25 protein-coding genes are annotated in these 25,988 nt (G+C 63.8%); 7 read left to right on the top strand and 18 right to left on the bottom strand.

Annotated features, from left to right (window positions below; genetic code table 11):
* The first annotated feature begins 12 nt into the window (after positions 1–12).
* A complete protein-coding gene (locus ACYQ8E_RS10415; RefSeq protein WP_066728948.1) occupies positions 13–432 on the top strand; it encodes a nucleotidyltransferase substrate binding protein in 420 nt (139 codons plus the stop codon).
* Positions 425–3,673 carry a type I restriction endonuclease subunit R, EcoR124 family gene (locus ACYQ8E_RS10420; protein WP_082820405.1) on the top strand — a complete coding sequence of 1,083 codons (3,249 nt, stop codon included), beginning with the start codon at positions 425–427 and terminating at the stop codon, positions 3,671–3,673. The genes ACYQ8E_RS10415 and ACYQ8E_RS10420 overlap by 8 nt, the downstream gene beginning before the upstream one ends.
* 219 nt (positions 3,674–3,892) lie before the next feature.
* On the opposite strand, the gene ACYQ8E_RS10425 is transcribed toward ACYQ8E_RS10420, so the two are convergent.
* The 7 genes from ACYQ8E_RS10425 to ACYQ8E_RS10455 form a co-directional block, all read right to left on the bottom strand.
* Entirely contained in the window at positions 3,893–4,270 is a 378-nt protein-coding gene (locus tag ACYQ8E_RS10425) for a VOC family protein (protein ID WP_066728950.1), read from the bottom strand.
* 104 nt (positions 4,271–4,374) lie between these two features.
* Positions 4,375–4,989, bottom strand: a complete 615-nt coding sequence (locus tag ACYQ8E_RS10430; protein WP_066728954.1) for a dihydrofolate reductase family protein — start codon at positions 4,987–4,989, stop codon at positions 4,375–4,377.
* A 185-nt stretch (positions 4,990–5,174) separates the two neighbouring features.
* Entirely contained in the window at positions 5,175–5,651 is a 477-nt protein-coding gene (locus ACYQ8E_RS10435) for a VOC family protein (protein WP_066728956.1), read from the bottom strand.
* 353 nt (positions 5,652–6,004) lie between these two features.
* Entirely contained in the window at positions 6,005–6,913 is a 909-nt protein-coding gene (locus ACYQ8E_RS10440) for a VOC family protein (RefSeq protein ID WP_459860923.1), read from the bottom strand.
* 86 nt (positions 6,914–6,999) lie between these two features.
* Positions 7,000–7,437 carry a MarR family winged helix-turn-helix transcriptional regulator gene (locus ACYQ8E_RS10445; protein WP_066728959.1) on the bottom strand — a complete coding sequence of 146 codons (438 nt, stop codon included), beginning with the start codon at positions 7,435–7,437 and terminating at the stop codon, positions 7,000–7,002.
* A 53-nt stretch (positions 7,438–7,490) separates the two neighbouring features.
* Positions 7,491–8,180: a phosphorylase family protein gene (locus ACYQ8E_RS10450; RefSeq protein ID WP_442856869.1), complete on the bottom strand. Its 690-nt coding sequence runs from the start codon at positions 8,178–8,180 to the stop codon at positions 7,491–7,493.
* Between the two features lie 98 nt (positions 8,181–8,278).
* Positions 8,279–9,721 (bottom strand): aminotransferase-like domain-containing protein, encoded by a 1,443-nt coding sequence (locus tag ACYQ8E_RS10455; RefSeq protein WP_066728965.1) that lies wholly within the window; start codon positions 9,719–9,721, stop codon positions 8,279–8,281.
* A 228-nt stretch (positions 9,722–9,949) separates the two neighbouring features.
* Between ACYQ8E_RS10455 and ACYQ8E_RS10460 the strand changes: the two genes are divergently transcribed.
* Entirely contained in the window at positions 9,950–10,213 is a 264-nt protein-coding gene (locus ACYQ8E_RS10460) for a DUF1127 domain-containing protein (RefSeq protein WP_066728967.1), read from the top strand.
* 61 nt (positions 10,214–10,274) lie between these two features.
* Here ACYQ8E_RS10460 and ACYQ8E_RS10465 read toward each other — a convergent pair whose 3' ends face one another.
* The 11 genes from ACYQ8E_RS10465 to ACYQ8E_RS10515 form a co-directional block, all read right to left on the bottom strand.
* Positions 10,275–10,862: a sterol desaturase family protein gene (locus ACYQ8E_RS10465; protein WP_066728969.1), complete on the bottom strand. Its 588-nt coding sequence runs from the start codon at positions 10,860–10,862 to the stop codon at positions 10,275–10,277.
* Positions 10,863–11,041: 179 nt separating this feature from the next.
* A complete protein-coding gene (locus ACYQ8E_RS10470) occupies positions 11,042–11,491 on the bottom strand; it encodes a hydrogenase maturation protease (protein ID WP_197463668.1) in 450 nt (149 codons plus the stop codon).
* A 172-nt stretch (positions 11,492–11,663) separates the two neighbouring features.
* Complete coding sequence (locus ACYQ8E_RS10475; protein WP_066728973.1) at positions 11,664–12,941, bottom strand: Ni/Fe hydrogenase subunit alpha; 1,278 nt, start codon at positions 12,939–12,941, stop codon at positions 11,664–11,666.
* Positions 12,938–13,678 carry an NADH-quinone oxidoreductase subunit B family protein gene (locus ACYQ8E_RS10480; RefSeq protein ID WP_066728975.1) on the bottom strand — a complete coding sequence of 247 codons (741 nt, stop codon included), beginning with the start codon at positions 13,676–13,678 and terminating at the stop codon, positions 12,938–12,940. The genes ACYQ8E_RS10475 and ACYQ8E_RS10480 overlap by 4 nt, the downstream gene beginning before the upstream one ends.
* Before the next feature lie 244 nt (positions 13,679–13,922).
* The gene (locus ACYQ8E_RS10485; RefSeq protein ID WP_066728977.1) at positions 13,923–15,818 is read right to left on the bottom strand and encodes a 4Fe-4S dicluster domain-containing protein; all 1,896 of its coding nucleotides are present in this window, start codon (positions 15,816–15,818) and stop codon (positions 13,923–13,925) included.
* Between the two features lie 304 nt (positions 15,819–16,122).
* Complete coding sequence (nrfD, locus tag ACYQ8E_RS10490; protein ID WP_066728979.1) at positions 16,123–17,310, bottom strand: NrfD/PsrC family molybdoenzyme membrane anchor subunit; 1,188 nt, start codon at positions 17,308–17,310, stop codon at positions 16,123–16,125.
* Positions 17,300–18,229 (bottom strand): hydrogenase 2 operon protein HybA, encoded by a 930-nt coding sequence (hybA, locus tag ACYQ8E_RS10495; RefSeq protein WP_066728980.1) that lies wholly within the window; start codon positions 18,227–18,229, stop codon positions 17,300–17,302. Before hybA ends, nrfD begins: the two co-directional genes overlap by 11 nt.
* A gap of 3 nt (positions 18,230–18,232) precedes the next feature.
* Complete coding sequence (locus tag ACYQ8E_RS10500) at positions 18,233–19,336, bottom strand: hydrogenase small subunit (RefSeq protein ID WP_066728981.1); 1,104 nt, start codon at positions 19,334–19,336, stop codon at positions 18,233–18,235.
* A gap of 153 nt (positions 19,337–19,489) precedes the next feature.
* The gene (locus tag ACYQ8E_RS10505) at positions 19,490–19,972 is read right to left on the bottom strand and encodes a hydrogenase maturation protease (RefSeq protein WP_066728983.1); all 483 of its coding nucleotides are present in this window, start codon (positions 19,970–19,972) and stop codon (positions 19,490–19,492) included.
* Positions 19,969–21,537 (bottom strand): nickel-dependent hydrogenase large subunit, encoded by a 1,569-nt coding sequence (locus tag ACYQ8E_RS10510; RefSeq protein WP_066728985.1) that lies wholly within the window; start codon positions 21,535–21,537, stop codon positions 19,969–19,971. The genes ACYQ8E_RS10505 and ACYQ8E_RS10510 overlap by 4 nt, the downstream gene beginning before the upstream one ends.
* Before the next feature lie 314 nt (positions 21,538–21,851).
* Positions 21,852–23,213, bottom strand: a complete 1,362-nt coding sequence (locus ACYQ8E_RS10515; protein ID WP_066728987.1) for a sigma-54-dependent transcriptional regulator — start codon at positions 23,211–23,213, stop codon at positions 21,852–21,854.
* A 219-nt stretch (positions 23,214–23,432) separates the two neighbouring features.
* Between ACYQ8E_RS10515 and hypA the strand changes: the two genes are divergently transcribed.
* The 4 genes from hypA to hypD are packed head-to-tail and all read left to right on the top strand — an operon-like array spanning position 23,433 to position 25,927.
* The gene (hypA, locus tag ACYQ8E_RS10520; RefSeq protein ID WP_066728989.1) at positions 23,433–23,774 is read left to right on the top strand and encodes a hydrogenase maturation nickel metallochaperone HypA; all 342 of its coding nucleotides are present in this window, start codon (positions 23,433–23,435) and stop codon (positions 23,772–23,774) included.
* Between the two features lie 2 nt (positions 23,775–23,776).
* The gene (gene hypB / locus ACYQ8E_RS10525; protein ID WP_066728990.1) at positions 23,777–24,541 is read left to right on the top strand and encodes a hydrogenase nickel incorporation protein HypB; all 765 of its coding nucleotides are present in this window, start codon (positions 23,777–23,779) and stop codon (positions 24,539–24,541) included.
* A gap of 55 nt (positions 24,542–24,596) precedes the next feature.
* The gene (locus ACYQ8E_RS10530) at positions 24,597–24,827 is read left to right on the top strand and encodes a HypC/HybG/HupF family hydrogenase formation chaperone (protein ID WP_066728991.1); all 231 of its coding nucleotides are present in this window, start codon (positions 24,597–24,599) and stop codon (positions 24,825–24,827) included.
* The gene (gene hypD / locus ACYQ8E_RS10535; RefSeq protein ID WP_066728996.1) at positions 24,824–25,927 is read left to right on the top strand and encodes a hydrogenase formation protein HypD; all 1,104 of its coding nucleotides are present in this window, start codon (positions 24,824–24,826) and stop codon (positions 25,925–25,927) included. The genes ACYQ8E_RS10530 and hypD overlap by 4 nt, the downstream gene beginning before the upstream one ends.
* Positions 25,928–25,988 lie beyond the last annotated feature (61 nt).

The raw sequence follows: 25,988 nt of genomic DNA on the forward strand, positions 1-25,988 counted from the left end.
GGAGAGTCGACCATGACCGAAGACATCCGCTGGATGCAGCGCTTCGACAACTTCCAACGCTCCATGAAACAGCTGGACAAGGCCATGGCCCTGATGGCGGAACGGGACCTGTCGGAACTGGAGCGCCAGGGGGTAATCCAGGCCTTCGAGTACAATTACGAATTGGCCTGGAACGTCCTGAAGGATTTTTACGAATACCAGGGGGAGCTGGGAATTCATGGAAGCCGCGACGCCATCCGGGTGGCCTTCAATCGCGGGCTGATCGCCGACGGCAAGGTCTGGATGGACATGATCAAGAGCCGGGCGCTTACCGTGCATACCTACAATGAGGACGTTACGGAAGCAATCCTGGAAGACATCGTCAACCGCTACTACCCCGCTTTCGTCGCCCTGCGCGAGAGCTTGCGCCGTTACCAGGAAGAACATGGCTGAGCAATTCGGTCTGCCCGCGGAGGTCATCGAAAAAATCCGCGCTGCCCTTGCGCGGTTCGAACCGATCCGGCTGGCCACCCTTTACGGTTCGCGCGCCAAGGGGACTTACAAACCCGGCTCGGACATCGACCTGACCCTGACCACGACCGGGGAGTTGGAAAATTCCTTCCTGAACCGGGTCGCCATCGCCCTGGACGATCTCGACCTGCCCTACTCCTTCGACATCTCCCTTCTCGCCCAGATCGACAACCCCAATTTGCTCGACCATATTCGGCGCGTCGGCACCGAGTTCTTCAACGCGGAAAGCTACGCCGCCGAACTGCGGCGCCGCGACGAGGCGAGGCGCTACGCCGAGCAGGCCTACCAGTCCGAAGCCCAGTTAGAGCAGAGCCTGATCCGCCGTCTGGGCGGGCTTGGCTATGACTTTGTCTCAATCGGTAATTCCGCAGAGCTACGCGCCAACCTGAAACGACAGCTGGAAAAGCATAACGAGGTGTTGTTGACCGATGCCGAGTTCGCCAAGGTTCTCAACCATCTGGACAAGGGAAACGTCTTCGAGCGGGCAAAGATCCTGCGCGATCGCATGCAGCTCACCCGAGACGACGGTTCATCCCTCTATCTGCAGTTCCTCAATACCGAGCACTGGTGCCAAAACCAATACCAGGTGACCAACCAGATCACCCTGGCGGGGAGCTACAAAAACCGCTACGACGTGACGCTATTAATCAACGGCCTGCCGCTGGTGCAGATTGAGCTCAAGCGCCGCGGCATGGAGCTGAAGGAGGCCTTCAACCAGGTCAACCGCTATCACCGCCATTCCTTTTGGGCGGAGAACGGACTGTTCCAGTACGTGCAGTTGTTCGTCATCTCCAACGGGGTGAACACCAAGTATTACGCCAACAACCGCAACCAGGACTTCAAGCAGACCTTCTACTGGGCGGATAAGGACAATAACCCGATCACCCAGTTGGACGCCTTTGCCGACCGGTTCCTGGAGAAGTGCGCACTCTCCAAGGTGATTTGCAAGTACATCGTTCTGCATGAGTCGGACAAGGTGCTGATGGTGCTGCGCCCCTACCAGTACCACGCCGTGGAGGCGATCGTCGAGCGGGTCAAGCACGGCCGCAAGAACGGCTACATCTGGCATACCACCGGCTCGGGCAAGACCCTCACCAGTTTCAAGGCCGCGCAAGTGTTGACCGCCCTGCCCAAGGTGCAAAAAGTTATCTTCGTCGTCGACCGCGCCGACCTCGATTACCAGACCACCCGCGAGTTCAACTACTTTCGCGAAGGAAGCGTCGACGCCACCAGCAATACCCGCGCCTTGGTAAAGCAGCTCGAAGGCGACAACAAACTGATTGTCACCACCATCCAGAAGCTGAACAACGCCATCTCCCGCAAGCGCTTCCTGCCGCGAATCGAAGCCCTGCGCAATGAGCGTATCGTCTTCATCTTCGACGAATGCCACCGCTCCCAGTTCGGCCAGACCCACAAGAACATCACCGGGTATTTCGGCAAAGCCCAGTTGTTCGGCTTTACCGGTACGCCGATCTTCGCCGAGAATGCCGTCGGCAATCAGCACGGCAAACGGACCACCAAGGATCTTTTCGAAGAGTGCCTGCACCGGTATGTCATCACCAACGCCATCAGCGACGAAAACGTGCTGCGCTTCTCGGTCGAGTATTGGGGCAAGTTGAAGCGCAAGGACGGCACGCTGGTGGATGAGCAGGTTTCGTCGATCGATACCAAGGCGTTTTTTGAAGCTCCGCAGCGGATCGAAAAGGTGGTCGACTGGGTCATCGCCAATCACAATCGCAAGACCCACAACCGAAATTTTTCGGCCATCCTCTGCGTCAGCAGCGTCGATGCCCTGATCGCCTATTATGAAACCTTCAAACGCAAGCGGGAGAAGAAGGAGCACGACTTGCGGGTGGTGACGGTTTTCACCTATGCCGCCAACGAGGACGATGTCGACGCCGATGGCCTTATCGGTGACCCCAACCTCGACCTCGGCACTGATACCCCGGTCAACAAACACAGTCGCGACAAATTGGAAGAGTTCATTGGCGACTACAACCGTCAATACCAGACCAGTTTTTCCGCCAAGGACAGTAAGAGTTTTTACAACTACTACAAGGATGTCGCCCGGCGCTTGAAGGAACGTGACAAGAAAAGTTTCCTGGAAAAAGATCGGGTCGACATCCTGTTAGTGGTGAACATGTATCTGACCGGTTTCGACGTGAAGAAGCTTAACACCCTCTACGTCGACAAAAACCTCAGGTACCATGGGTTGATTCAGGCCTATTCGCGCACCAATCGGACATTGGGAGAGTTGAAGTCCCAGGGGAACATCGTCTGCTTCCGCAACCTGAAGAAGAATACCGACGAAGCTATTGCCCTCTTCTCCAACCCGGAGGCGAAGGAGATCATTTTTATTGAGCCCTATGAGCGGCATGTCGAGCTGTTCAACGAGGGGGTGATCAAACTGATGGTGCTGGCGTCAACGCCGGACGCGGTCTCAGAACTGATCAGTGAAAAGGATCAGTTGGCCTTTGTCCGGGCCTTTCGGCAGTTGATGCGCCTGCTCAATATCCTGAAGTCTTTTACCGAGTTCAACTTTGCCGACCTCGACATGGATGCCCAGACGTTCGAGGATTACAAGAGCAAATATCTGGACATCTACGACCGGATGCGCAGCCTCAAGGAGGAGGCGGGGGCTTCCATCATTGAGGAGGTTGACTTCGAGCTGGAGCTGATCCAGCGCGACGAGATCAACGTGGCTTATATCCTCGAACTTCTCGCGGCAATCCAGCAGCAGGAGCGCAGCGCGAACGCCAGGGAACGCAAAAAGGCGCAGCAGCAGCGCGAGGCGGTTTTCGACCTACTGAAAAAGGAGACCCAGCTGCGCAGCAAGCGCGAGTTGATCGAGAAATTCATCAATGACTACATGCCCGACATTTCCGAGGAACAGAATCTCAAGGAGGTGTTCAACGCGTTCTGGGCGGAAGAAAAGAAGGTGGCGATTAACCACCTGTGTGCAACGGAAGGCATGGCCCCTACAGCCGTTTATCAGATGCTTGATAGCTATCAGTTCACTGGAAAAGAGCCTTTGCGCGAAACGGTCTTTGCCTCGCTGGATAACAAACCGAAGCTGCTGGAACGTAAACCGATTTTTGAGCGAATTGTAGAAAAACTTCTGTCCATTGTTAGAACCTTCGAGGACAATGTGGGAGATTTATAGGTCACGCCGCAACGAAACTGCCTGTGGTGAAACCGCGGGCAATCGGATCAGGTCTGCAAACATGGAAATGGTTGAAATCGCAAGATTGCAGGTCTGACTCAAAAACTGCAACATGCAAAGCCTGATCCCGGTGGTTTTCCCAGCCGAGCAGAAGCCGCAGATTGCCCAGAGTTATCGGCGCAAATCCGTGCACTCTGCGGACAGCTCGTCCTTATCCGTTCACCGCATCGAATGCAGCCCGATCATGTTCCCTTCGCTGTCGCGCACCAGGGCGATGAAACCGTACTCGCCGATCGACATCTTGCCCTGCTCGACCTTGCCGCCGGCCTTTTCGACCCGCCCCGCTTCCACGGCGCAGTCCTCGCAGCCGAAGTAGACCAGAGTGCTGTTGCCGCCGCACGGGCCGCCCACCATCTTCACCAGGGTACCGGCGGCGCCGTAGCCCCCCTCCGCCATGGGGAAAGCCAGGAATTCGAGCCCCGGGGTGGGGGAGGCGAGCGGCTTCAGTTCGGTCGCCAGCACCGTTTCGTAGAATTCCCTGGCACGCGGTAGATCCTCGACGTAGATTTCGAAACAACGAACTGGATTGGTATTCATGGACGTATTCCTTTCGTAATGGCGCCGTCTTGCTGGCCAGCCGCGGGTGTCGCCGCTGCCGGCGCGTAGCAGAGCGACGGGTTGCGCACGGCTTTTCTCCTTGTTCAGTCGATCGCAAACGTTCCGGTCTGGAGCGCCCCCGCCGGCCGGTAAACCCCGAGGAGCACCCCCGTACTGCTGGTGACGGTGCGCACCAGTTGCAGACTGCGTGGCACCGTACCGCCGCCGAAGAGCCGCTTGCCGCGGCCGAGCAGTACCGGAAAGGTCAGAATCCGGTATTCGTCGACGAGATCGTGCGCGATCAGGGTCTGCAGCAGCCCGGCGCTGCCGTGCACCTGGATTTCACCCACACAGCGACGCTTGAGTTCGGCGACACCTGAAACCACCTCCGGCAGATGCCGGCTGTTGTTCCAGGCGAAGGTGCTGCGGGTGCGTGAGGCGACATGCTTCGGCCGATGGTTGAGTTGGAAGGCGATCGGATCGTTCGGATCGGGGAAGCGGGGCCAGTAGCCGGCGAAGATGTCGTAGGTGGTGCGGCCGAGCAAAAAGGCCTCGGCGCGCGAGATGTTTTCGACGACCCAGTTCCCCATGACCGCGTCGGCCAGGGGGAAGACCCAGCCGCCGTGAGTAAAATCGCCGCTGGTGTCCTCCTCGGACCCGCCGGGGGCCTGCATGACGCCGTCGAGAGATACGAAGGTGGTTACGGTCAGTTCTGCCATGGTGTGCTCCTGCCTTGCTTGAGGAGGGATATCCGGCAAACGCCGCTTCGAGCGCAGTGATGTCCTATCTCTTCATCTGGAGCAAGGCCTGTGTCGCGTCCAGGCGTTCCAGATTTCGTCCGGAGAGACGATGTTTTTGACCGTGACATGGTTTGGCTCCTTACACCAAGCCAGGGCCTGAGTTCTCAGCGCGTAGGCTCCATGGGATTCTCCCGGGCGTTCTGTTGCCCGAGCTGTTGGGCGAGACCGATGAGAATTCCCTCGGGACCCCGGATGTAGCAGAGCCGGTAGATGTTTTCGTAATCGACAACTTCATCGACCAACGTCGCACCGAGCTTGCCAAGCCGGGCGAGGGTGTCGTCGAGGTCCTCGACGGTGAACATGACGCGCTGGTACCCCAGCGAGTTCACGGGAGCGGTGCGATGGTCGGACGCGATGGCGGGGGCGTCAAAGCGCGAAAGCTCGATGCGGCTGTTGCCATCAGGGGTACGCATCATGGCGATCTCGACACGCTGGCCGTGTACTCCGGTGACGCGACCGGCCCATTCACCATCGATGGGCATGCGGCCTTCAAGGGCAAGGCCGAGTTCCGTGAAAAACTGAATTGCGGTATCAATGTCTTTCACCACGATGCCAACGTTGTCCATGCGCATGACTTTCATGGTGTCTCCTCGGTGTCTAACGGACGTCGGGGCGGCCTCCATTGGAGGGGGGGCCGGCATTGATGCGCAACCGGCGGTGAGGAGTCCCAACAGAAGTGCATATACGTTCTTCCTGTGAGCTCCTGATTCCCGGCGTCTCATGCTGCTAAAGAAAAACCCTTTCATATTTTTCCTGCCTGAAAAATTGGTTTCCAAATTTGATCTTAATCTCAGGTGGGTCGAATTCCCCGAAGCTTGCTTCGATGAAAGCGATCAATCTAAACTTTTGATACCCCGTAGCTTGCTGCGGGGAGATTCATTTTCGGCTTCCTCGGTTTGCTTATCCAGGGTTTCCTTTCCCTCCAGCCGGGCATTCATCCGGCATAGGCGGCTTCGAGCACGGCAATGTCGAACTTCTTCATCCTGAGGAAGGCCTGCGTCACCCGGGCGCGCTGTTCCAGGGTGCCACCCATCAGTTCGCCCATCTTCGCCGGGACGATCTGCCAGGAAACACCGAACTTGTCCTTGAGCCAGCCGCACTGTTCGGCCTGCGGCACCGCCGAGAGTTTGCCCCAGAAATAGTCGATCTCCGCCTGGGTGTCGCAGTGGACCATCAGCGACACCGCCTCGTTGAAGACAAAGTTGTGGTCGCGGGCCGAATCCATCACCGCGAACCACTGACCCTGCAGCATGAAATCGGCGAACATCAGCGTCCCTTCCCGGTCCGGTTCCATGCCGGGGCCGTAGCGGGCCACCAGCCCTTCGCGCGTCTGCTTGAAGACTTCGGTGTAAAAATTCAGCGCCGCCTCGGCCCGGCCGCACACCGCGCCGGTGAAGAGGAGCGCGGGGATGATTGCCGGCCGCGGCTCCCCGGCGGGGTTGCTGAGGATCAGCTGCCAGGAGACGCCGTATTTGTCCTCGACCCAGCCGTAGCGTTCGCTGAAGGGGTAGCGGTCGAGCGGCATCAAGGCCCTGCCGCCGCTGATCAGCTTGACCCATAACGCCTCCAGCGCCTCCCCGGCGTCGGGACGCTGCGCCGGGTCGAAATTGACGATGAAGGAGAGCGCCGGGTTGATCTGAAAAAAGGTGCCGGCGCTGATCGACATGAATTCGTAACCGAGCAGCCGGAACTGGACGACATCCACCTCGCCCGAGGGGGTGTCGGTGAGGGTCGTGACGTTGGTTACTTCCGAGTCGCCGCCGAAGGCAGCAACGTGGAAGGCGGCCGCCTCCCTGGCTTGTTTGTTGAACCAGAAATGGGGAACGATCTGTTGCCCGGTCATGCTGTCCTCTCCTTTCCGCGGCCATCCGCCGCATGAGCCCTTCCTGCTTCAATCTTGTTGTATATGCAACGACGCGCCCAAAAACATCACCCGTCATTCCGGGTTTGACGCAGGCTCTGGTGCAGCCCCTCGATCGCGCCGACCCCCGCCTCCCCCAGCAGCCGTTCGGCATCGGCCTGAGCCTGTTCCCAGGCAGGATGGAGGGACGAGAAGAGCGCGCGCCCGGCAGCCGTCACCCGGACCCCTCCCGCGGTGGTCTCGATCCAGCCGTTTTTCCGCATCCGTTCCAGATTGCGGCTGACCGTCGACTTCTCCATCGCCAGTTCGCGGCCGATGGCGCCGGGACCGACCTCGCCGGCCAGCGTCAGCATGGCGAGGATGGTGGTCTGGTTGACGGTGACGCCGAAGGGCTTAAGGACCGCATCGTAGACGCCGGTGACGACCCGGTTCAGCAGCCGCACGCGAAAGGCGATGCATTCGTCGGCGAGACGCCGGGCCAGTTGCTGGGGGGTGAGGGATTTCATCGGGGCTCCTGTTGTATATGCAACTCCATTAAAGTCCCGGACGGCGGCCGCTGTCAAGTGCCCGCCCGGGAAGTTTCCATTGCCGCCAGCGCCACGCGCACGGCATCCCGCTCGGCCTGCTGCTTGACCTGCAGGTCGACCGCCTCGGTCACCAGCCGCTCGGCCAGCACCGCGCAGACGCAGCCGGCCGCGAAGCCGTAGACCAAGCCCATCTTGAACAGGGTGCCGGCCTCCATCTCGTAATTGAGGATGCGCAGCTGGCGGTATTCCTCGGTGACGCCGCGCAGCTGGCGCAACAGGACGGGGTTGGCCGAATCGCTGCGCTCCTGTCCCTCGTAGAAGGTGTCGACGCTGGCGGTCACGCCGAGGTGGGCGCGAATGCCGAGCCGCTGCGCCGCCCCGGCCAGCGCCACGGTCAAAAACGGATCGGCCGCCGCCGGGTATTCGGCCGGGGCGATGTCCGCCGCGGCCCCCTGGCGGCAGAGCGCGGCGCTGGAGATCACCAGGTCGCCGGCGTGCACCGGCGGCGCGATGCCGCCGCTGGTACCGACGCGGATGACGGTGCGCACGCCGACCGCGACCAGTTCGTTGACCACGATCGACAGCGACGGCGCCCCCATGCCGCTGGTGGCGGCGATGAAGGGAGTTCCGTCCCGGTTGCGGCAGAGGTAGCTGTGCAACCCCCGGTTTTCCGACAGGGTCGCCAGGCAGGTCACCCCCTCCGACTCCCGGGCGATGGGTATCCCCGAGGGGTCAAGTCTTTCCGTGCCACAAATATTGCAAAGCAAGACTTGACCCCCTCGGCTCTTGCTTCGGCTCCACCAAAGCTGGTCCGCTTTAACTATCCCCCCACGCCCACCAACTCCTTAGCAATCCGCCCCAAAGTTTCCACCGCCCCTTCCGCCTTTTCCGAATAGAAAGCCGCATTGAGCCGCAGACAGTTGCCGAACCGACCCGTCGCCGAGAAGAGCGGACCCGGCGCGATGCTGATCCGCTCGCGCTTGGCGCGTTCGTAGAGGCGCCGCGAGTCGATGCCGGCGGGCATCTCGACCCAGAGGACGAAGCCCCCCTGCGGACGGGTGACGCGGGTTCCTTCCGGGAAGTGGCGACCGATGGCGTCGGCCATCTGCGCCACCTGGCGGGCGTAGACGCGGCGGATGCTGCGCAGGTGGCGGTCGTAGCCGCCGTTGGCGAGGAAGGCGGCGATGGCGAGCTGCGGCGGGGTGGCGGTGGCGACGTTGGTGATCATCTTGGCCCGCTCGATCTGCTCCTGGTACCGCCCGGAGGCGATCCAGCCGACCCGGTAGCCGGGGGCCAGGGTCTTGGAGAAGGAGGAGCAGAGCAGGACGTTGCTGCTCTTGTCCCAGGCCTTGGCGACGGACGGACGCTGGTCGGAGAAGGAGAGATCGCCGTAGATGTCGTCCTCAATCAGCGGCACGCCGTGTCGCTCGAGCAGTGCCACCAGCCGCTCCTTGTCGTCGTCGCCGAGGGTGCCGCCGAGGGGGTTGTGGAAGTTGGAGATGACGAGGCAGGCCTTGACCTGTCCCGGGTGGCTCTCCAGGGCGTAGTCGAGGGCGTCGAGGCTGATGCCGGTCAGCGGCGACGTCGGGATCTCCAGGGTCTTGAGCTGCAGATCCTCGATCAGCTGCAGGAAGTTGAAGTAGACCGGCGTCTCGATCGCCACCGTGTCGCCGGGGCGGCAGAGGGCGCGCAGGGCGAGGGCGACCGCCTCGGCGCAGCCGGAGGTGATGACGATCTGCTCCGGATGGAGGGCGCAGCCGGCGGCGAGCATGCGCTGGGCGATCTGCTGCCGCAGCCGCTCGTATCCCGGCGGGATGGCGTAGGAGACCGACGGCAGCGGGTGGCGCCGGGTCTCCTCGCTGAGCATGCGGTTAAGGCGGGCGACCGGCAGCAGGTCGGGATTGGGGATGGCGATGCCGAAGGGGAGGAGCTGAGGGTCGAGGGAGTCGCGCAGCACCATGCGGAAGAGCTGGCCGGTGCTGACCTCGGTCGGCGCCAGGGCCGGCGGATTGAGCTTCGGTTCGGCGGGGATCTCCGGCAGCCGGCCGCGCACGTAATAGCCCGACTGGGGGCGCGCCTCGAGGACGCGGCGGTCTTCGAGGAGGGCGTAGGCCTCCTTGACGGTGTTAAGGCTGACCTGCAGCTGCCGGCTGAGCCGGCGCAGGGAGGGGACGCGCTCGCCGGGGCGAAAAGTCCCTTCGGTGACCAGGGTGGCGATGCGTCCGGCGACCTGTTCGTAGAGGGGGAGCGAAGCTTCCGGCATGACGGCGGCCTCCTGCTGGGGTTTATCTGACGATACTGCGGCCGGTCTTTTGCCGACAGGCACAGCGCGCCACAAAAGCGATGGATACAGTTTAGTTTAATACAAATTGTAATGGATACAAAAGTTGGTTGCTGTATCTGTTTTAACTGGCGGGGGAGCGCTATGCTGGGGCCAACGTACCGCCCTGGCCGCATCGGCCGCGGCGGGAATGGCTATCAGGAGAAGACGATGAAAACCCTTTCGCTGGAACGCATCGCAACAAGACGCAGCGAAACCGGCTGGGGCGGCGCCCTGCTGCTCGCCGGCCGGGCGCTGCTGGAGGCGCTCAAGCGCCGGCGCAACTGGGCCCGGGGGCTGAGCCAGCTGCAGGAGATGGACGACCGCATGCTCGCCGATCTCGGCATATCAAGGGCCGATGTCGACCAGATGGCCCGCAAGGGGCCGGGCTGGGTGCCGGAGCGACGGGGCGGCGGATTCTCCGGGACGGCATAGCGTCAGATAAGATTAAACAGCGGCCGGGTCGATACGATCCGGCCGCTTTGTCTGCGCTGGCTCAACGCCTCTGGTAGCGCGTCGAAAAAACCCGGTCCCAGAGCGGCGAGGTCACCCCGAAGTTGGTGGTGGGGTGGTAGTGGTGGGTGAGATGATTGCCGGCCCACTGCTGGGCAAGGCGATAATGGAATCGCAGGTGGTGAATCAGAAAGTGACCGACGCCGTAGGCAACGTAGCCGAAAGCGACGGCCCCGATCAGCAGGGCGCCGAAACCGCTCGGCAACAGCAGATCGAAGAGAACCAGCAGGCCGAACAGCACCAGGGCGGGGAGGAAGAAGGGGAGGCTGGAGTAGCCGAGCGGATTGCGATGGTGCTCCCGGTGCCCCTCTACCATGATGGGGATCGAGCCGTGGAACAGCCAGCGGTGAAAGAAATATTCGACAAAACTGAACAGGAACAGCCCGACCAGGAAGGTCAAAAGAGCCAGGGCCGGCCGGGTCTCGAGACGATGCAGGCCGTACAGAACCAGCCCGATCCCGATCGGGATATCGAGGGCGAATTCGCCCCAGTAGTTCGCCGGGGTCTGCGACATCCGCGCCATCCGATCGAGAAAAGGCGTGAAGAACTGTCGGATTGTTTTCGTTCCCATCTTTTTCCATCTCCCGTGCGAAATAGCGCAGCAACTATAGTTTACACCTTTCCAGCCACCGCAACCGGCCGCTCGGGGAAAAATCGACCGCGAAACGGTCCGCTCCGTAGAAAACCAAAGCGCCCCCGTTGCAGGAACGGGGGCGCCGGAAAATTGTTGCGAACTGCGTAGCCGGATCATCACCTTCCGGGGAACTGCGCCAGCCACTCATGCACCGCCGCCACCGCCTGCGGCAACGCCGCCGCGACCGGTTCTGAGAGACCCTGCCCGAGCTCGAGAGATTCCGGCTCGATGCCGACGATGAAGAGCTCCGGCAGTTCCCCCAGCTCGGCGGCCAGGGCAAGCACCTCCCCGAGCCCGGCCTGGTGCAGCGAAAGCCCCGCACCATCGGCGCGGAAGACCCCCGCTTCGTAGCGAAAACCGGCCACGCTCCCCGGCGCCCGCCCCATCGCCAGGGCATCGACCAGGAGCACCGCCCGCGCCCCCGCCATCAGGCTCAATAATGTCAGGCCACCAGTACCACCGTCGATCACCTCGACCCCCGGCGCCACCCCTTCCCGTTCCAGCTCCTCGATCACCGCGATCCCGACCCCGTCATCGCCGGCGAGGGGATTGCCGACACCGATCACCCGGATCGCGGGGGGCGATTCGGGAAATTTTGAATTTTGAATTTTGAATTTTGAGTTCAGGTCAAGTCCTCGGGAGCGTGAATCGATTTCATGCGGAAAAAAGAGTAATGACCTTGCTTCCGAGGAGTGAATTTCCATTTTAATTCACCATTCAAAATTCTCACGGTCGATTTCAGGCGAAATCGACCGTGAGCAGGTGCGTCGAACAGCTGATGCAGGGATCATAGGCGCGCACCAGGCTCTCCAGACGCAGGGTCAGCTCAGGGCGGGGGAGGTCGAGCAGTTGCGGCACCAGGGCGCGCAGGTCGGCCTCGATATTGCCGAGGTTCTGGGCGGTGGGGATGACGCAGTCGGCGCTCTCGATGCAGCCGTCGGCATCGTAGTGATAGGCGTGAAAGAGGGTGCCGCGCGGCGCCTCGATGGCGGCGACGCCGACGCCGGCGCGGGCCGTGACTACCGGCACCTCCCGGCGCAGGCCGGGGAGCAGGGTCTCGTCGACGAGATGGATCGCCTGCTCGACGCAGTGGATCACCTCGACCAGCCGCGCCACCAGGTTGCGATAGGGGTTGATCGTCCCCGGCTCGAGCTGCAACGCCGCCGCCACCTGGCGCGCCATCGGCGAGAGCTGGCCGAAGGCGTTTTTGACCCGCGCCAGTGGCCCGACCATGTAACTCTCCCGGCCGAGGCGGGCGAACTTGGCCGTCGAGTGCGGCGTCAGGTATTCCTCGATGGCGAGCCGGTAATCGCGCACCGGGATGCGGGCACCGTCGCTGGAGAGAAGCTCGCTGCCGAAGAGGGGGTAGCCGCCGTCGGGACTGAGGGAGAGGTACTCGGTCTCCCGCTCGAAGGCGGGGATCGGCAGAGTGGCGAAGAGATCAACCGTCTCCTCCAGGTCCGGCAGCGCCGCCACCAGCTGGCGCCGCAGCTCCTGCAATGCGGCCGCCGCCGGAAGCGCCGAGAAACCGCCGACGCAGGGGGTGACCGGGTGCACCGGCCGGCCGCCGACGGCAAGGCAGATGTCGTTGGCGAGCTTCTTCAGGCGCAGCGCCCGAGTCACCAGCTCGCGCCGGCTCTTCGCCAGCGGCAGGATGCTGGTGACACCGAGGTAGTCGGGGATGGCGAGGAAATAGAGATGGAGGATGTGGCTCTGCAAAATCTCGCCGTAGGCGAGGAGCTGGCGCAGCCGCCGGGTCTGCGCCGAGACCTCGACGCCGAAGGCCGCCTCGGTGGCGGCAAGGGAGACCAGGGTGTGGGAGTTGGAGCAGACCCCGCAGACGCGGGCGACGATCGGCGCGACGTCGCTGTAGTGGCGCCCTTTCAGCAGGCTTTCGAAGAAGCGCGGCGCCTCGACGATCTCGAGGCGGCACTCGCGCAACTCGCCGCTGGCGACATCAACGACGAGGTTGGCGTGCCCCTCGACCCGGGTCAGGTGGCGAACCTCGACTCTCATGCCCCCCCCTTCCCCGGCACGTTGAAGGTGCGGAATTCGCGCAGGATGTCGTCGGCGGTCAGGCCGTTCTCCTCGAGAATGCGGTGATAGGGACCGGAGCGGGGGTTGTCGATCAGGCCGCGGCAACCGCGGCAGCGGTCGCCGCCGCGCAGACAGAGGGCGTCGCAGCCGGCCCGGGTCACCGGGCCGAGGCAGACGACCCCGGCCTCGAAGGTGCAGGGGAGCTCGGCGAGCTTGCACTCGACGCAGAGGGAGAAGCTCGGCAGCTCGGGGGGGCGCCCCATCAGCAGCGCCTGGAGCACGGCGAGGAACTCGCGGCCGTCGATGGGGCAGCCCGGCACCCGGTGATCGACCCTGACATGGGCGGCGAGGGGCTGCGGCGGCAGGGTCGCGAGGTGCGGGCTGTCGCTGCCATAAACCTCGGCGCGCAGGTCATCCGCAGTGCGCAGCGCCGCCAGGGCGTTGACCCCGGCGGTGTCGGCGCAGGCCCCGAGCGCCACCAGGGTGAGGCTGCGGGCGCGGATCGCCGCCAACCTCTCGATCTGGTCGGGGCGGGAGATCGACCCCTCGACAAAGGCGATGTCGAGCTCGCCCCCCCCTTCACTCATCAGCTCGCGGAATTCGACGATCTCGACCAGTTCGAGGAGTTCGAGGAACTCCGCCTCGAGGTTGAGCACCGTCAGCTGGCACCCTTCGCAGCCGGTGAAATCGAAAAAGCCGATGCGTGGTTTAGTCATGGTTGCCCTAATTAAAGTCAAACTGAAAGCCGCAGTTTCTCACGCCACGCCGCAACTAAAAGCAAGCGCTTCCGCCTAATGGCCCCTGACCCTCACCGCAAAGACGCGAAGGTCGCAAAGAAAATCAAACCATCGTAAGAGCCCTGCGGAAAGTTGTTCAGTGTGCCGACTTGAGCCCACAATCCCTTTGGTTTGCTTGGCGTTCCCTGCGGCCTTGCGGTGGGAAAGCCTTTTCTCTGAGCCGTCAGTGCTCAATCGCCTCACGCAGGTGCTTGACCTTGCTGTAGGAGAAGATCGGCCCGCATTGGCAGACGCAGATGTCGTTGATCTGGCACTTGCCGCACTTGCCGAGACCGCACTTCATGTGGCGCTCGAGATTGAGAAAGATCCGCTCCTCGTCGAAGCCGAGCCGCAGCAGCAGCGGATTGATGAAGCGGTACATCGCCGGCGGTCCGGAGATAGCCGCGCTGCTCCGCTGCGGCGCCAGGTCGAGGTCGCAGAAGAGCTGGGTAACGTCTCCCGCCGGCAGCGGCCAGTCCCCGCCCGGTTCGTTGACGACAAAGCGGCAGTCGAGGATGCCGCTGCGGTGCCAGGCGAGCAGGTCTTCGCGGAAGAGGAGCGCTTCCTGGTTGTGCCCGCCGTAGAGGAGGAGCACCCGGCCGAACTGGTCGCGGCGGGCGAGGATCGTCAGCAGCAGCGAGCGCAGGGTGATCATTCCCATGCCGCCGGCAACCAGCAGCACGTCGCGGCCGCAAAAGGCATCGAGGGGGAAGCCGCTGCCGAAGGGGCCGCGAACCCCGACCATGTCCCCCGGCTTGAGGCGGTGCAGGGCACGGGTGAGGTTGCCGGCGGCACGCACCACCAGTTCCAGCTCGCTGCCGCTGCCGACCCCGGGGGCCGAAGCGATGGTGATCGGCGCCTCGCCGAGGCCGAAGACCGAGACCTCCATGAAGGCCCCCGGCTCGAAGGCGACCGGCTGCGGCAGGTGGAGACCGAAGACCTTTTCGCCGGCGGTCAGGGACCTTGCAGTGAGAATTTCGGCGAGCTGCGGCTGGTATTCGGCTCCCGGCGCGCTGACCATCTCCGGCAGCGCCCGCTCGGCGAAGAGGTCGTTGAGGACGGCGGCCGGCTCGATGCGCGCCAGGCACTCGCGGCTGCAGCGGCCGCAGCCGACGCAGGCGGTGCGCTGGTGCTTCTCCCAGAGGTACTTGTACTTGCGGAAAAAGCGGTGGCGCTGGCGATCGGCCTGGTTGGCACGGAAATCGGCGCCGCTGGCGACCTTGGTGAACTGGTCGAACTGGCAGGAATCCCAGGTGCGCACCCGTTCCCCCCCTTCGAGGTTGAGGTCGAGGCGGTCCTGGACGTTGAAGCAGTAGCAGGAAGGGCAAAGGAGGGTGCAGGCGCCGCAGCCGAGACAGCGCTCGCCGATCTCCTTCCAGACCGGGTGGTCATAGACGCCGCCGAGGAGCGGCGCCAGCGACTCGACCGGGAACTGCAGGGTGGCCTGGTTCTCCTTGAGCTGCAGCGGCAGCGGCGACTCGCTGGCCCGGGCGGCGACCAGCGGTGCATGGCGGGCCAGGAGCGCCTCACCGCGAGGGCTGCCGCTCTGCACCAGGTAGCCGTTCTCGACCCGGTGCAGGAAGAGGTCGAAGCCGCTGGCGACCCGATCGGTCTCCATGCTGGTGCAGAAGCAGTGCTCGTCGGGGGTGCAGTCGACGCCGACCAGCAGCGTCGCCTCGCGCTTGGCGCGGTAGGCGCTGTCGGCCTCCCCCTCGAAGAGACAGTCGTCGAGCACCTGCACCGCGTGGATGTCGCAGGGGTGCATGCCGAAGACGACCCTTGGCAGGGCGGCCTTCTCCGGTTCGAGGAGCACCCGCCCGCCGAGGCGGAAACGGAACAGCTTTTCCCAGTTGGGAAAGAGGAACTTCTTCGGCGAATGGACGTGGGGGGGAAACTCGAGGCGCAGCGCCGCCGGGTCGTCGAGGCGCTCCAGGGTCAGGCGCCCCTGGCGCTCCTGCACGCCGACCACCTCGTAGGCGTTGCTGAGCGAACGCACGAAGAACTCGATCTCGGCCCGGCTGATGCTGCGCCAGGTCGTGACGAAGGCGGCCTCCTCGCTGCGGGCGACGGCTTGCTCCATCAAAGGGATACCCCTGAACTGAAAAGTTTTTGGACTCAGAGCAAATTCTCCTCAGTCTACGGGAGTGCCGCTGGCGGCGTCAAGCTGCGTACGAAAAGTGCCCGCCGGGAAAGCCGGCGGGCGCTGTTTCAGGGAAAATCAGAGGGCGTCTCACACCCGTTCGCTGCGCTCACTTGAGAACACAGAGGGCACAGAGAAAGGAAAAACCGGGCTTTGGGTTGAACCAAAAACGCTTGATAGCTTTTCCTCTGTGTTCTCCGTGCGCTCTAGCGACTGCAAGGAGCGGGTGAGAGACGCCTTTACCCTATTCGTGCTCCGCCTCCAGGATCGGCAGGTAGTTGACGCCGATCTTGTAGAGGAGGACGCCGAAGGCGAGGAAGGCGAAGGTGACCCCCCACTCGCCGACGGAGGGGAAGTAGGACCAGCCCGGCCCCATGTTCATACCGATGAGAAAGACGTTGAAGCGGTTGAGGACCACCGCGAGGATCACCGACAGGGCGCAGAGGAAGAGGAGGGTCGGGTCCCGGCGGATGCTGCGCCGTTTGAGGAGGAAATAGGGGACGGCGAAGAGGGCGAATTCGAGGAGGAAAGCGTTCCCCTGGAGGCTGCCGTCAAAAGCGCTGGCGAGCACGCCGCGGTAGGCGAGGTCGCCAAGCCGCAGCAGCAGATAGGTACCGAGGAAGAGGGGCACGTACTTGGCAATGCCCGACAGCAGCTCGGTCTCGGGCCTGCGGCCGAAGAATTTGGCGGCCAGGGTCCCCTCGAAGATCACCATCGGGATGCCGACACTCACCGCCGAGGTCAAAAAGAGGAGCGGCGAGAGGGGAGTGTACCAGAGCTCATGGAGCTTGTAGGGAGCGATCAGCATCATCGTCCCGAGGGAGGACTGGTGGCCGAAGGAGAGGACCACCCCGGCAATGACGAAGAAAGCCATGGTCTTGCCGCAGAACCAGTCGAGGCGATGCAACAGCCAGTTGGCCGGGCGGTTGAGCCGCGCCAGGCGGCCGGGGAGGTGAACGTTGTCCTTGAACTGCTCCACCACGTTGGGGAGGTTCTCGATACCGAGGACGGTGAGGTAGAGCATGACGCACCAGGCGACCTCGAAGAGGACCGAGGTGCCGTTCCAGTAGATCAGTGCGTGCCAGATATTGTAGTACTTGCCGAGGTCGAAGAAGACCGCCAGGCCGACCAGGAAATAGCCGATGAAGGCGGTGAGGATCGCCGGCCGCACCAGGGGGTGGTACTTGTGGCGGCCGAAGATTTCGACGATCGCCGCGGTGGTAAAGCCGCCGGCGGCCAGCGCCACCCCGCAGGCGACGTCGAAGGCAATCCAGAGGCCGAAGGGGTAGGCCTTGCTGAGGTTGGTCACCGAACCGAAGCCGTAAAAGAAGCGGAAAAAGGCAAAAACCGCCCCGGCCCCCATGAAGAAGAGGAGGAGAAAGACGTTGGGAGTGAAGAACTTCTGCCGCAGCGGCAGGGCCTTAATAGTCATCGTCGCCTCCCTCGGTCCCCGCCTTGCGCTTGCGGTTCTGGTTGTAGAACATGATCCCCCCGAGGACACCGTAGACGGCGATCGGCGGGATGAAGTACTGGAAGATCCGGTGCTGGATGCTCTCGGTGAGGTCGGAGACCGGCTTGTAGCCGAAAGGCTGCAGGCCGAGGCCGGCGAAGGCGACATCCTTCCTGGTCAGATAGAGGACGCAGGTACCGCCGACCTCGTTCTCGCCGTAAACCTGGTCGAGGTAACGCTCCGGTTCGGCCGCGATCCGCGCCCGCGCGATCTTCAGCAGCTCGCTGCGCTTGCCGAAGGTGATCGCCCCGGCCGGGCAGGCGCTGGCGCAGGCGGTCGCTTCCCCCTTTTCGAGTCGGGTTTCACTGCAAAGGGTGCATTTCCTGATCGAGGGAAGGGCCGCGTGCCATTCGAACTGGGGGACATTGAAGGGACAGGCGACCATGCAGTAGCGGCAGCCCATGCACATCCCGGCGTCGTACTTGACGGCGCCGTTCTTCTGCTTTTTCAGGGCGCCGACGATGCAGGCCGACTGGCAGGCGGCGTCGGCGCAGTGCATGCACTGGCGCTTGACGAAGGTCGCCGCGCCCGTTTTCTCATCCCGGTGCAGTTGGATCAGGGTATAGGTCTGTTCGGAAAGCTCCCGCGGGGAGTCGTAGAGGGGAGCGCCAAAGGTCGCGGCGTCGCCGAGGGTCGATTCGGGCGGCAGCTTGTTCTCCTTTTTGCAGGCGACCATGCAGGCCTTGCAGCCGATGCAGCGGGTCGAGTCGTTGAGCATGCCGTACCAGTCCGGATCGATGTCCGGCATCTCCCGGGCGGCGGCAGGCCGGGCCAGGTTACAGACGGCACTGCCGCCGGCCACCGCGCCGAGCTTGAGGAATTTTCTGCGGCTGAGGTCCATCGCTTACTCCTTCCCGTCGCGGTCCTGGTCGTTTTTGGTCACCTTCTTCCCGAGCACCTTGACGCCGACCACGCCGGCCGCCGCCCCGGCCAGGGCGGTGTAGCCCGGGGTCAGGTCGATCGGTTTGCGGTTGTCGGTAAAGATCGGCGGGTAGAGGGCGGGCGGGGTGACCCCGGCAATCGGCACCGGCGTCCACATTGAATCCTCGTAGGGATAGGCCGGCTCGACACAGCCGTTGCAGGGGTGGCCATTCTCGATGCACCAGTTGGTGCCGGAGTTGAAGCGCTTCTCCGGGCAGTTGGCGAAGGCGACCGGCCCTTTGCAGCCGAGTTTGTAGAGACACCCTTCGCCACCGAATTTCTGGGCGAATTTGCCGGCGTCGAACTGGCCGCGCAACGGGCAGTTGTCGTGGATCAGCTTGCGATAGAACATCTGCGGCCGGCCGTGCTGATCGACCGGCACCGACTCCGGCCCGCCGAGCAGCAGTGCCGCCACGGTGAAAACAAACCAGTCGGGATGGGCGGCGCAGCCGGGGAGGTTGATGATCGGGGTGGTGATCCCTTGTGCCTTGAAGACCTCCATCACCCCCTTCGAGCCGCTCGGGTTCATGTTCGCCTTCGGCACGCCGCCAAAGGAGGCGCAACTGCCGATGGCGATCACCGCTTTCGCCTTTTTGCCGAGGCGGGTAACGTGCTCAAGGGAGGTGATGCCGTGACCGTTCTTTTCGCCGACCTCGCAGTGGCGGCCGCCGTCGGCGGTGGTGATCGACCCCTCGACGACGAGGAGAAAGGGTTTCTCTTCGGTGTCGTACATCGCCTGCATTGCCAGATCCCCCGCCGCCGCCATCACCGTCGGGTGGAAGTTGAGGGCGATGTGATGCCCCGGGATCACCTGGTCGAGCAGCACATCCTGGATGCGCGGTGCGAGGGCATTGAGCAGCGAGACGCTGCAGCCGCTGCAGGCGCCGGCGGCGAGCCAGACCACCGGGGTCTCCTGGATCGCCTGGGCGAAGGCCTTCTTCAGCAGCGGGTTGTCGAAGAGGTTGATGCCGAGGGCGGCGGCGCCGCCGGCGGAGAACTTGAGAAAGTTACGTCTTGAGATGGGCATGGTTGTCTCTCTCCTGAAAATGGAATCAGCATCGGTTAGCCACCCGTTCGCTGCGCTCACTGGAGACACGGAGACACAGAGGGAGGGGCAAGGACTGAATCATGTCTGGATCTGAAGTTTTCTCTGTGCCTCTGTGTCTCCGTGGCAAAGACCTTAGGCATTGGTGATCTCGTTCAGCACCAGCGCCACCGCCCGCTCGACCGCCGCCGCCACGGCGGGGGTCAGGCCAATGCCGAGCCCGGTCGCTGCCGGCTGCACGCCGATCACCACCGTGCTTTTCGGCTTGCAGTCGACCAGCTCGCCGACCCGCAAGGTCTCGATCAGGCCGACCTGGTGCAGGGAATTCATTGGCAGCGCCTGCGCCTCGACCTCTTCCGGGCTGAAGCGGTAGAGGGTGCCGGGGGGCTGGCCGCCACGCACTGCGTCGATGACGACGAGCTTTTCGCGGCCGTTGAAAATATCCATCAGATCGATGGCGCTGGTGCCGGCGTCGAAGAGCTCGATGCTCTCGGGCAGTTCCAGCGCCTCGAGGCGCTGCAGCACCGCGTCGGCAAAGCCGTCGTCCTGGCGCAGGATATTCCCCACCCCCATCACCAGGATCGGCGGACGGGCCGGCTCGATCAGGGCTGGGATCATGCCGCCCCCCCGACTACCAGGTGGCCGAGGTCCTCCCCTTTCGGGGTGACGGCGTGGACCGCGCAGGAGAGGCAGGGGTCGTAGGCGCGGACGATGCGCACCAGCTCGAAGGGGTTGCGCTGGTCCTTGACCCGGGTGCCGATCAGCGACTGCTCGATCGGACCGGGCTGGCCCTTGCCGTCCATCGGGCCGGCATTCCAGGTGGTGGGGACGATCGCCTGGTAGTTCTTGACCTTCCCCCCTTCGGCGACGATCCAGTGGCCGAGGGCGCCGCGCGGCGCTTCGTGCAGGCCCATGCCGCGGGAGGTGACATCGAGGTTGAAGTCGGTGAAGGTCGGTTCGCCCGGCTTGAGCTGGAGCACCCAGGCCTTGAGTTGCTCGGCGACGATCTTCGCCTCGATGGCGCGCGCCGCATGGCGGCCGAGGACCGAGCAGAGGGCGTCCGGGGAGGCCTTGAACTGGCCGAGGACACCGTTGACCTCCCCTTGCACCTGGCGGTCGCCGGCGGCGTAGGCGGCGAGCATGCGCGCCAGCGGACCGACCTCAAGGACCTCGCCAGCGTAGCGCGGCGACTTGACCCAGCTGTAGGCCCCGGCCTTGTCGCGGTCGGCGACGGTCTGGCCGTCATAGGGGTGTACCGGGCCGTCGGCGGCAAACCAGCTGTTCTCCACCTCTTCTGTCACCCGGGTCGGGTCGAAGCGGCGCAGCTTGAGGTCGCTCCCCTTGACGATCCCCTGCGGAAGGTAGCGCTGGCGCTTGGTCAGGTCGGGATCGCTGTCGAGGTCGAAGACGCCGAAAGAGAGGAACTGCCGGCAACCGGCACCGACGCCGAAGTAGTCGCTGTAGCGGCGCGCCACCATCAGCACGTCGGGGAGGTAGACATGGTCGATGAAGTCGGCGAGCTGCTCGATCTTCCAGAGGAAGGCCGCCATCTTGTCGAGGGTCGGCGCACAGGTGACGCCGCCGGCGACGATCGACATGTTGTGGGGCATCTTGCCGCCGAAGACCGCGACCGCCTCGTGGGCGAGGCGGCGCATGTTGAGGGCCTGGACGTAGTGGGCGACCGCAAGGCGGTTCTCTTCCTTGGTGAGGCGGTAATCCCCCTCGTAGCGGGGGACGAAGGGGCCGAGGTGGCCGCGGGCGATGAAGTCCCTGACCTTCTGCAGCTCCGGGTCGCTGCCGCTGTAGTCGGCGACGGCGGTGACGTCGACGTAATCGAGGGCGGCGAGCTGGTAGAAGTGGAGGATGTGCGACTGGACGAAGTTGGCGCCCTGGATCAGGTTGCGCAGGATGCGACCGTTGTCGGTGATGCTGCCGTTGACGCCGTAAACCTCGTCGAGGGCGAAGGTGGCGGCAAGACCGTGGGAGGTCGGGCAGACCCCGCAGATGCGTTGCATGATGCGGGCGGCGTCGCGGGGATCGCGACCGAGCAGGATGTTTTCGAAGCCCCGGTACATCATCCCCGAGCTCTTGGCCTCCTTGACCACGCCGTTCTCGACCATCGCTTCGATCTTGAGGTGGCCCTCGATCCGGGAGACCGGATCGATCACAATTTTCGCTGTCATAAAACCTCTCTCCTCACAGGGGTATTCTCAGTCTCCGGCGGGCCATCGCGCGACAGCGCCACCAGCATCGGAAACGGACGGGTCTTCGGCGCGGCCATAAGCGCAAGGAGCGTGCCCGCCCTGCTCACCCGCTTGGGCAGTCTATAAATTTCAAGTGTAAACGGCAGGTTAAGGATGATACCGGGAGGGGTTCAGGCGCGCATACGTATACGGACAAAATGTCCCACGATGTTTCATTGCGACACAGATGGGAATAATTGCGCTATAGCGTATACAGGATTACGGTGTGTGGGAAGGCGGGAGCGAGGGCCCGGCTAAATTTCGGCCTTGCCGATGCCGTACTCCACCAGTTTGCGGTCGAGGGTCTTGCGGGAGATGCCGAGGATGGAAGAGGTTCGGACCTTGTGATAGCGGGTCTGGCGGTAGACCTGTTCGATGTAGAGCGCTTCGAGTTCGGCGAGGGTCATCTGCTCGTGGGGGACGGTGAACTCGACCGGGGTCCCCTGCATCACCTTGACCGGGAGCTGCTCGGCGCTGATGTCCTCGCCGTCGGCGAGAATCGATGCCATCTCGATGACGTTCTCCAGTTCGCGCACATTTCCGGGCCAGTCATAGGCGCGCAGCAAGCTGATCGCTTCGGAGGTGATGCGCTGCCCGCTGCGGGTGGCGAAACGGGCGATGAAGAATTCGGCCAGCGGCGGCACATCCTCCTTGCGCTCGCGCAGCGGCGGCACCTGCAGGGTAACGACGTTGAGGCGGTAGAAGAGATCTTCGCGGAAGCGGCCGGCGGCGACTTCGGTCTCGAGGTCCTTGTTGGTGGCGGCGAGAAAGCGCACGTCGGCATGGCGCACCTTGGTCGAGCCGACCGGGATGAACTCCCCCTCCTGCAATACCCGCAGCAGCTTGGCCTGCAGGCTGGGGCTGACATCGCCGATCTCGTCGAGAAAGAGGGTCCCCTTGTGCGCCTCTTCGACCAGGCCGCGCTGGGTCGTCACCGCGCCGGTAAAGGCCCCCTTGACGTGGCCGAAGAGCTGGCTCTCTAACAGGGTGTCGGTCAGCGCCGCGCAGTTGATGGTCAGAAAGCGCTGGTCGCGCCGGTGGCTGCTGTAATGGATGGTCGAGGCGATCAGCTCCTTGCCGGTGCCGCTCTCCCCCTGGATCAGGACGCTGGCGTCGGAGGGAGCGACCTTCTTCGCCAGCTCGAAGACGCGGCGGAAGGCGCTGCTCTTGAAGATCACCTGGTCGGGATCGAAGCGGCGACGGATCTCCGCCTTGAGGGAGCGGTTCTCCTCCCGCAGCCGGTTGTGCTCGACCACCTTGTCGACCAGGGGGTAAAGCTCGTCGTTGAGGAAGGGCTTGAGCAGGTAGTCGTGGGCCCCCTGCTTGATCGCCTCGACCGCCCCGCGCACGGTGGCAAAGGCGCTCATAACGATCACCGTCTGCTCGGCCCGCAGCGCCTTGATCCGGCGCAGCACCTCGAGCCCGTCGGAAACCGGGGGACGGAGATCGAGCAGGATCAGATCGGGACGGTCTTCGCGGTGCTCCTCGAGCAGGCGCAGCAGCTTGTCGCCGCTGGCAAAGACTTCCACCTGGTGACCGTGGGATTCCAGCGCCTTGCGCAGCAGCTGCTGCACCTCTGGCTGGTCGTCACAAATAAAGATACGTCCCTGTTCCATGATGGTTCCATCCCTTCCCCGTGGCCGAGCCCCTTCAAGATAGCAAACCACTCCCCAGGCGGCAATCACCTTTCCACCCCCGGGCACCACTTATCAGCACCGCCGGGGATGAGCCAAACGTATACGCCACCGCGGGCTGAGCAGCCTTGATTTTTGCCGGGGAATCCCCCTATAGTGAAAAATCGCCGCAGCGTCCCACCCCCGCAGAGAGCCATGCGCATGCACGAACTCGGCATCACCCAGAGCATCGTCGATATCGCCGTCCGCACCGCCCGCGAGCAGGGGGCGACGCGGGTGCGCAGTGTCACCGTCGAGATCGGTGAGCTCGCCGGCGTGGTCGCCGATGCGGTGGCCTTCTGCTACGAGGCGTGCCGGCAGGGGACGCTGCTGGAGGGGGCCGAGCTGATCATCGAAACGATCCCGGGCCAGGCCCGTTGCAGCAGCTGCGGCAGCGAGACCCCCGTCGACCGCTACACCTTCGCCTGTCCCGCCTGCGGCGCCTTTGCCCTGGAGCGGCTGCAAGGGGAGGAACTGCAGATCCGTGAAATGGAGATCGACTGACCATGTGCATTGACTGTGGCTGCCCGACCGCCGCCCCCCACCACCATGATCACGACCATGGCCACGAACACGAGCAGGTGCCAGGCCGCACGATCCGGGTCGAGGAGAGCCTCCTCGCCAAGAACGACCGGCTGGCGGAACGCAACCGCGACCGTTTTTCCGCCTTCCGGCTGCTGGTCCTGAATCTGGTCAGCTCCCCCGGCTCGGGCAAGACCTCGATCCTCGAACGGACCCTGGCCGACCTGAAAGGGGAGCTCGCCTTTGCGGTCCTGGAAGGGGACCAGCAGACCGCCAACGATGCCGACCGCATCGCCGCCACCGGGGTGCCGGTCAAGCAGATCAACACCGGCGCCGGCTGCCACCTCGACGCCCACATGGTCGGCCACGGCGTCGACGGCTTCGACCTCGGGTTGACCGACATCCTGATGATCGAAAATGTCGGCAACCTCGTCTGCCCTGCCTCCTTCGATCTCGGCGAAGACCACAAGGTGGCGGTCCTCTCGGTCACCGAGGGGGAGGACAAGCCCCTCAAGTACCCGCAGATGTTCCGCGCCGCCAACCTGATGCTGATCAACAAGGTCGACCTCCTCCCCTACCTGCGCTTCGATGTCGAGAAGTGCAAGAGCTTCGCCCGCCAGGTCAACCCGCAGATCGAGATCCTCGAGCTCTCCTGCCATTCGGGGGAAGGGATGACGGCCTGGTACGACTGGCTGCGAGAAAATGTCAGCAAAAAACGGGACGCGGGATGGGTGACGCGGCGCGCATAAGGGCTCGGTCACATCCCCCATTCCTCGTTCCCCGTTCCGCTCCGAAGGAGTTCCCATGTGTCTTGGCGTCCCCATGCGGGTGATGAGTATCGACGGTGAAACCGCCTGCTGCGAAATCGACGGCGTCCAGCGCCAGGCGAGCCTGATGATGGTCGACGGGGTAGCGATCGGCGATTTTGTCCTGATCCACGCCGGCTTCGCCATCGAGAAGCTCGACGAAGAAGATGCCCGGGAGACGCTGCGCATCTTCCGCGAGCTGATCGCCGACGGGGTCTTCCCGGAATGAGCGGCCCGACCTACACCCGCGAGTTCCGCGACCCGGCCGTCGCCCGAAAGCTCCTCGCCGACCTGCATGCCCTGGTCGCGGAGAAGGGGCGCGCCATGACCTTCATGGAGGTCTGCGGAACCCATACCATGGCGATCTACCAGCACGGCATCCGCTCCCTGCTCCCCGCTTCGATCCGGCTGATCTCCGGCCCCGGCTGCCCGGTCTGCGTCACCCCCATCGAGTATGTCGACCACGCGGTGGCCCTGGGACGCCGTCCCGGCACGATCGTGGCCACCTTCGGCGACATGGTGCGCGTCCCCGGCTCCAGCAGCAGCCTGCAGCGGGAGCAGGCGGCGGGCGCCGCGATCCGCATCGTCTATTCCCCCCTCGACGCCGTCGCCCTGGCGGTGAAAAATCCGGCTGCCGAGGTCGTCTTTCTCGGCGTCGGCTTCGAAACCACCGCGCCGACCATCGCCGGGGCGATCCTCCAGGCCCAGGCCCAGGGGGTCGGCAACTTCTCGGTCCTTGCCGCCCACAAGACGATGCCGGCGCCGATGGCAGCCCTGACCTCCGACCCCGAGCTGCAGGTTGACGGTTACCTCTGTCCGGCCCACGTCTCGGCCATCATCGGCGCCGCAGCCTATCGCCCCCTCGCCGAACAGCATCATCTCCCCTGCGTGATCACCGGCTTCGAACCGATCGACGTCCTGCAAGGGGTGACGATGCTCGCCCGCCAGGTCCTGGAAGGGGCGGCGCGGGTGGAGATCCAGTACAGCCGCATCGTCAGGCCGGACGGCAATCGCAAGGCGCGGGAGATCCTCGAGCGGGTCTTCGCACCCGCCGATGCGCGCTGGCGGGGGATCGGGGTCATCCCCGGCTCGGGGCTGGCGATTCGCGAGGAGTTCGCAGCCTTCGACGCGGCCCGGCGGCTCCCGGTGGTGGTCGAACCACCGCGGGAGCAGAATGGTTGTCTCTGCGGCGAGATCCTCAAGGGGAAGGTCACCCCGCTGCAGTGCCCCCTCTTCCGCACCGTCTGCACCCCGGAAGATCCGGTCGGCGCCTGCATGGTGTCGAGCGAGGGGACCTGCGCCGCCGAGTACAAATACGGCGGCGGCTGAAAAGCATAGGTCAAATAGGACCCATCTGACCCATGGATCCCATCTGCCAGCCATTTTCCTA

It is taken from the genome of Desulfuromonas carbonis (genome assembly GCF_054658035.1).

Excerpts from the sequence above, each read along its gene's own strand:
- ACYQ8E_RS10415 (WP_066728948.1), top strand. The coding sequence starts at position 13 with ATGACCGAAGACATCCGCTGGATGCAGCGCTTCGACAACTTCCAACGC.
- ACYQ8E_RS10420 (WP_082820405.1), top strand. The coding sequence starts at position 425 with ATGGCTGAGCAATTCGGTCTGCCCGCGGAGGTCATCGAAAAAATCCGC.
- ACYQ8E_RS10425 (WP_066728950.1), bottom strand. The coding sequence starts at position 4,270 with ATGAATACCAATCCAGTTCGTTGTTTCGAAATCTACGTCGAGGATCTA.
- ACYQ8E_RS10430 (WP_066728954.1), bottom strand. The coding sequence starts at position 4,989 with ATGGCAGAACTGACCGTAACCACCTTCGTATCTCTCGACGGCGTCATG.
- ACYQ8E_RS10435 (WP_066728956.1), bottom strand. The coding sequence starts at position 5,651 with ATGAAAGTCATGCGCATGGACAACGTTGGCATCGTGGTGAAAGACATT.
- ACYQ8E_RS10440 (WP_459860923.1), bottom strand. The coding sequence starts at position 6,913 with ATGACCGGGCAACAGATCGTTCCCCATTTCTGGTTCAACAAACAAGCC.
- ACYQ8E_RS10445 (WP_066728959.1), bottom strand. The coding sequence starts at position 7,437 with ATGAAATCCCTCACCCCCCAGCAACTGGCCCGGCGTCTCGCCGACGAA.
- ACYQ8E_RS10455 (WP_066728965.1), bottom strand. The coding sequence starts at position 9,721 with ATGCCGGAAGCTTCGCTCCCCCTCTACGAACAGGTCGCCGGACGCATC.
- ACYQ8E_RS10460 (WP_066728967.1), top strand. The coding sequence starts at position 9,950 with ATGAAAACCCTTTCGCTGGAACGCATCGCAACAAGACGCAGCGAAACC.
- ACYQ8E_RS10465 (WP_066728969.1), bottom strand. The coding sequence starts at position 10,862 with ATGGGAACGAAAACAATCCGACAGTTCTTCACGCCTTTTCTCGATCGG.
- ACYQ8E_RS10475 (WP_066728973.1), bottom strand. The coding sequence starts at position 12,941 with ATGAGAGTCGAGGTTCGCCACCTGACCCGGGTCGAGGGGCACGCCAAC.
- ACYQ8E_RS10480 (WP_066728975.1), bottom strand. The coding sequence starts at position 13,678 with ATGACTAAACCACGCATCGGCTTTTTCGATTTCACCGGCTGCGAAGGG.
- ACYQ8E_RS10485 (WP_066728977.1), bottom strand. The coding sequence starts at position 15,818 with ATGGAGCAAGCCGTCGCCCGCAGCGAGGAGGCCGCCTTCGTCACGACC.
- nrfD (WP_066728979.1), bottom strand. The coding sequence starts at position 17,310 with ATGACTATTAAGGCCCTGCCGCTGCGGCAGAAGTTCTTCACTCCCAAC.
- hybA (WP_066728980.1), bottom strand. The coding sequence starts at position 18,229 with ATGGACCTCAGCCGCAGAAAATTCCTCAAGCTCGGCGCGGTGGCCGGC.
- ACYQ8E_RS10500 (WP_066728981.1), bottom strand. The coding sequence starts at position 19,336 with ATGCCCATCTCAAGACGTAACTTTCTCAAGTTCTCCGCCGGCGGCGCC.
- ACYQ8E_RS10505 (WP_066728983.1), bottom strand. The coding sequence starts at position 19,972 with ATGATCCCAGCCCTGATCGAGCCGGCCCGTCCGCCGATCCTGGTGATG.
- ACYQ8E_RS10510 (WP_066728985.1), bottom strand. The coding sequence starts at position 21,537 with ATGACAGCGAAAATTGTGATCGATCCGGTCTCCCGGATCGAGGGCCAC.
- ACYQ8E_RS10515 (WP_066728987.1), bottom strand. The coding sequence starts at position 23,213 with ATGGAACAGGGACGTATCTTTATTTGTGACGACCAGCCAGAGGTGCAG.
- hypA (WP_066728989.1), top strand. The coding sequence starts at position 23,433 with ATGCACGAACTCGGCATCACCCAGAGCATCGTCGATATCGCCGTCCGC.
- hypB (WP_066728990.1), top strand. The coding sequence starts at position 23,777 with ATGTGCATTGACTGTGGCTGCCCGACCGCCGCCCCCCACCACCATGAT.
- ACYQ8E_RS10530 (WP_066728991.1), top strand. The coding sequence starts at position 24,597 with ATGTGTCTTGGCGTCCCCATGCGGGTGATGAGTATCGACGGTGAAACC.
- hypD (WP_066728996.1), top strand. The coding sequence starts at position 24,824 with ATGAGCGGCCCGACCTACACCCGCGAGTTCCGCGACCCGGCCGTCGCC.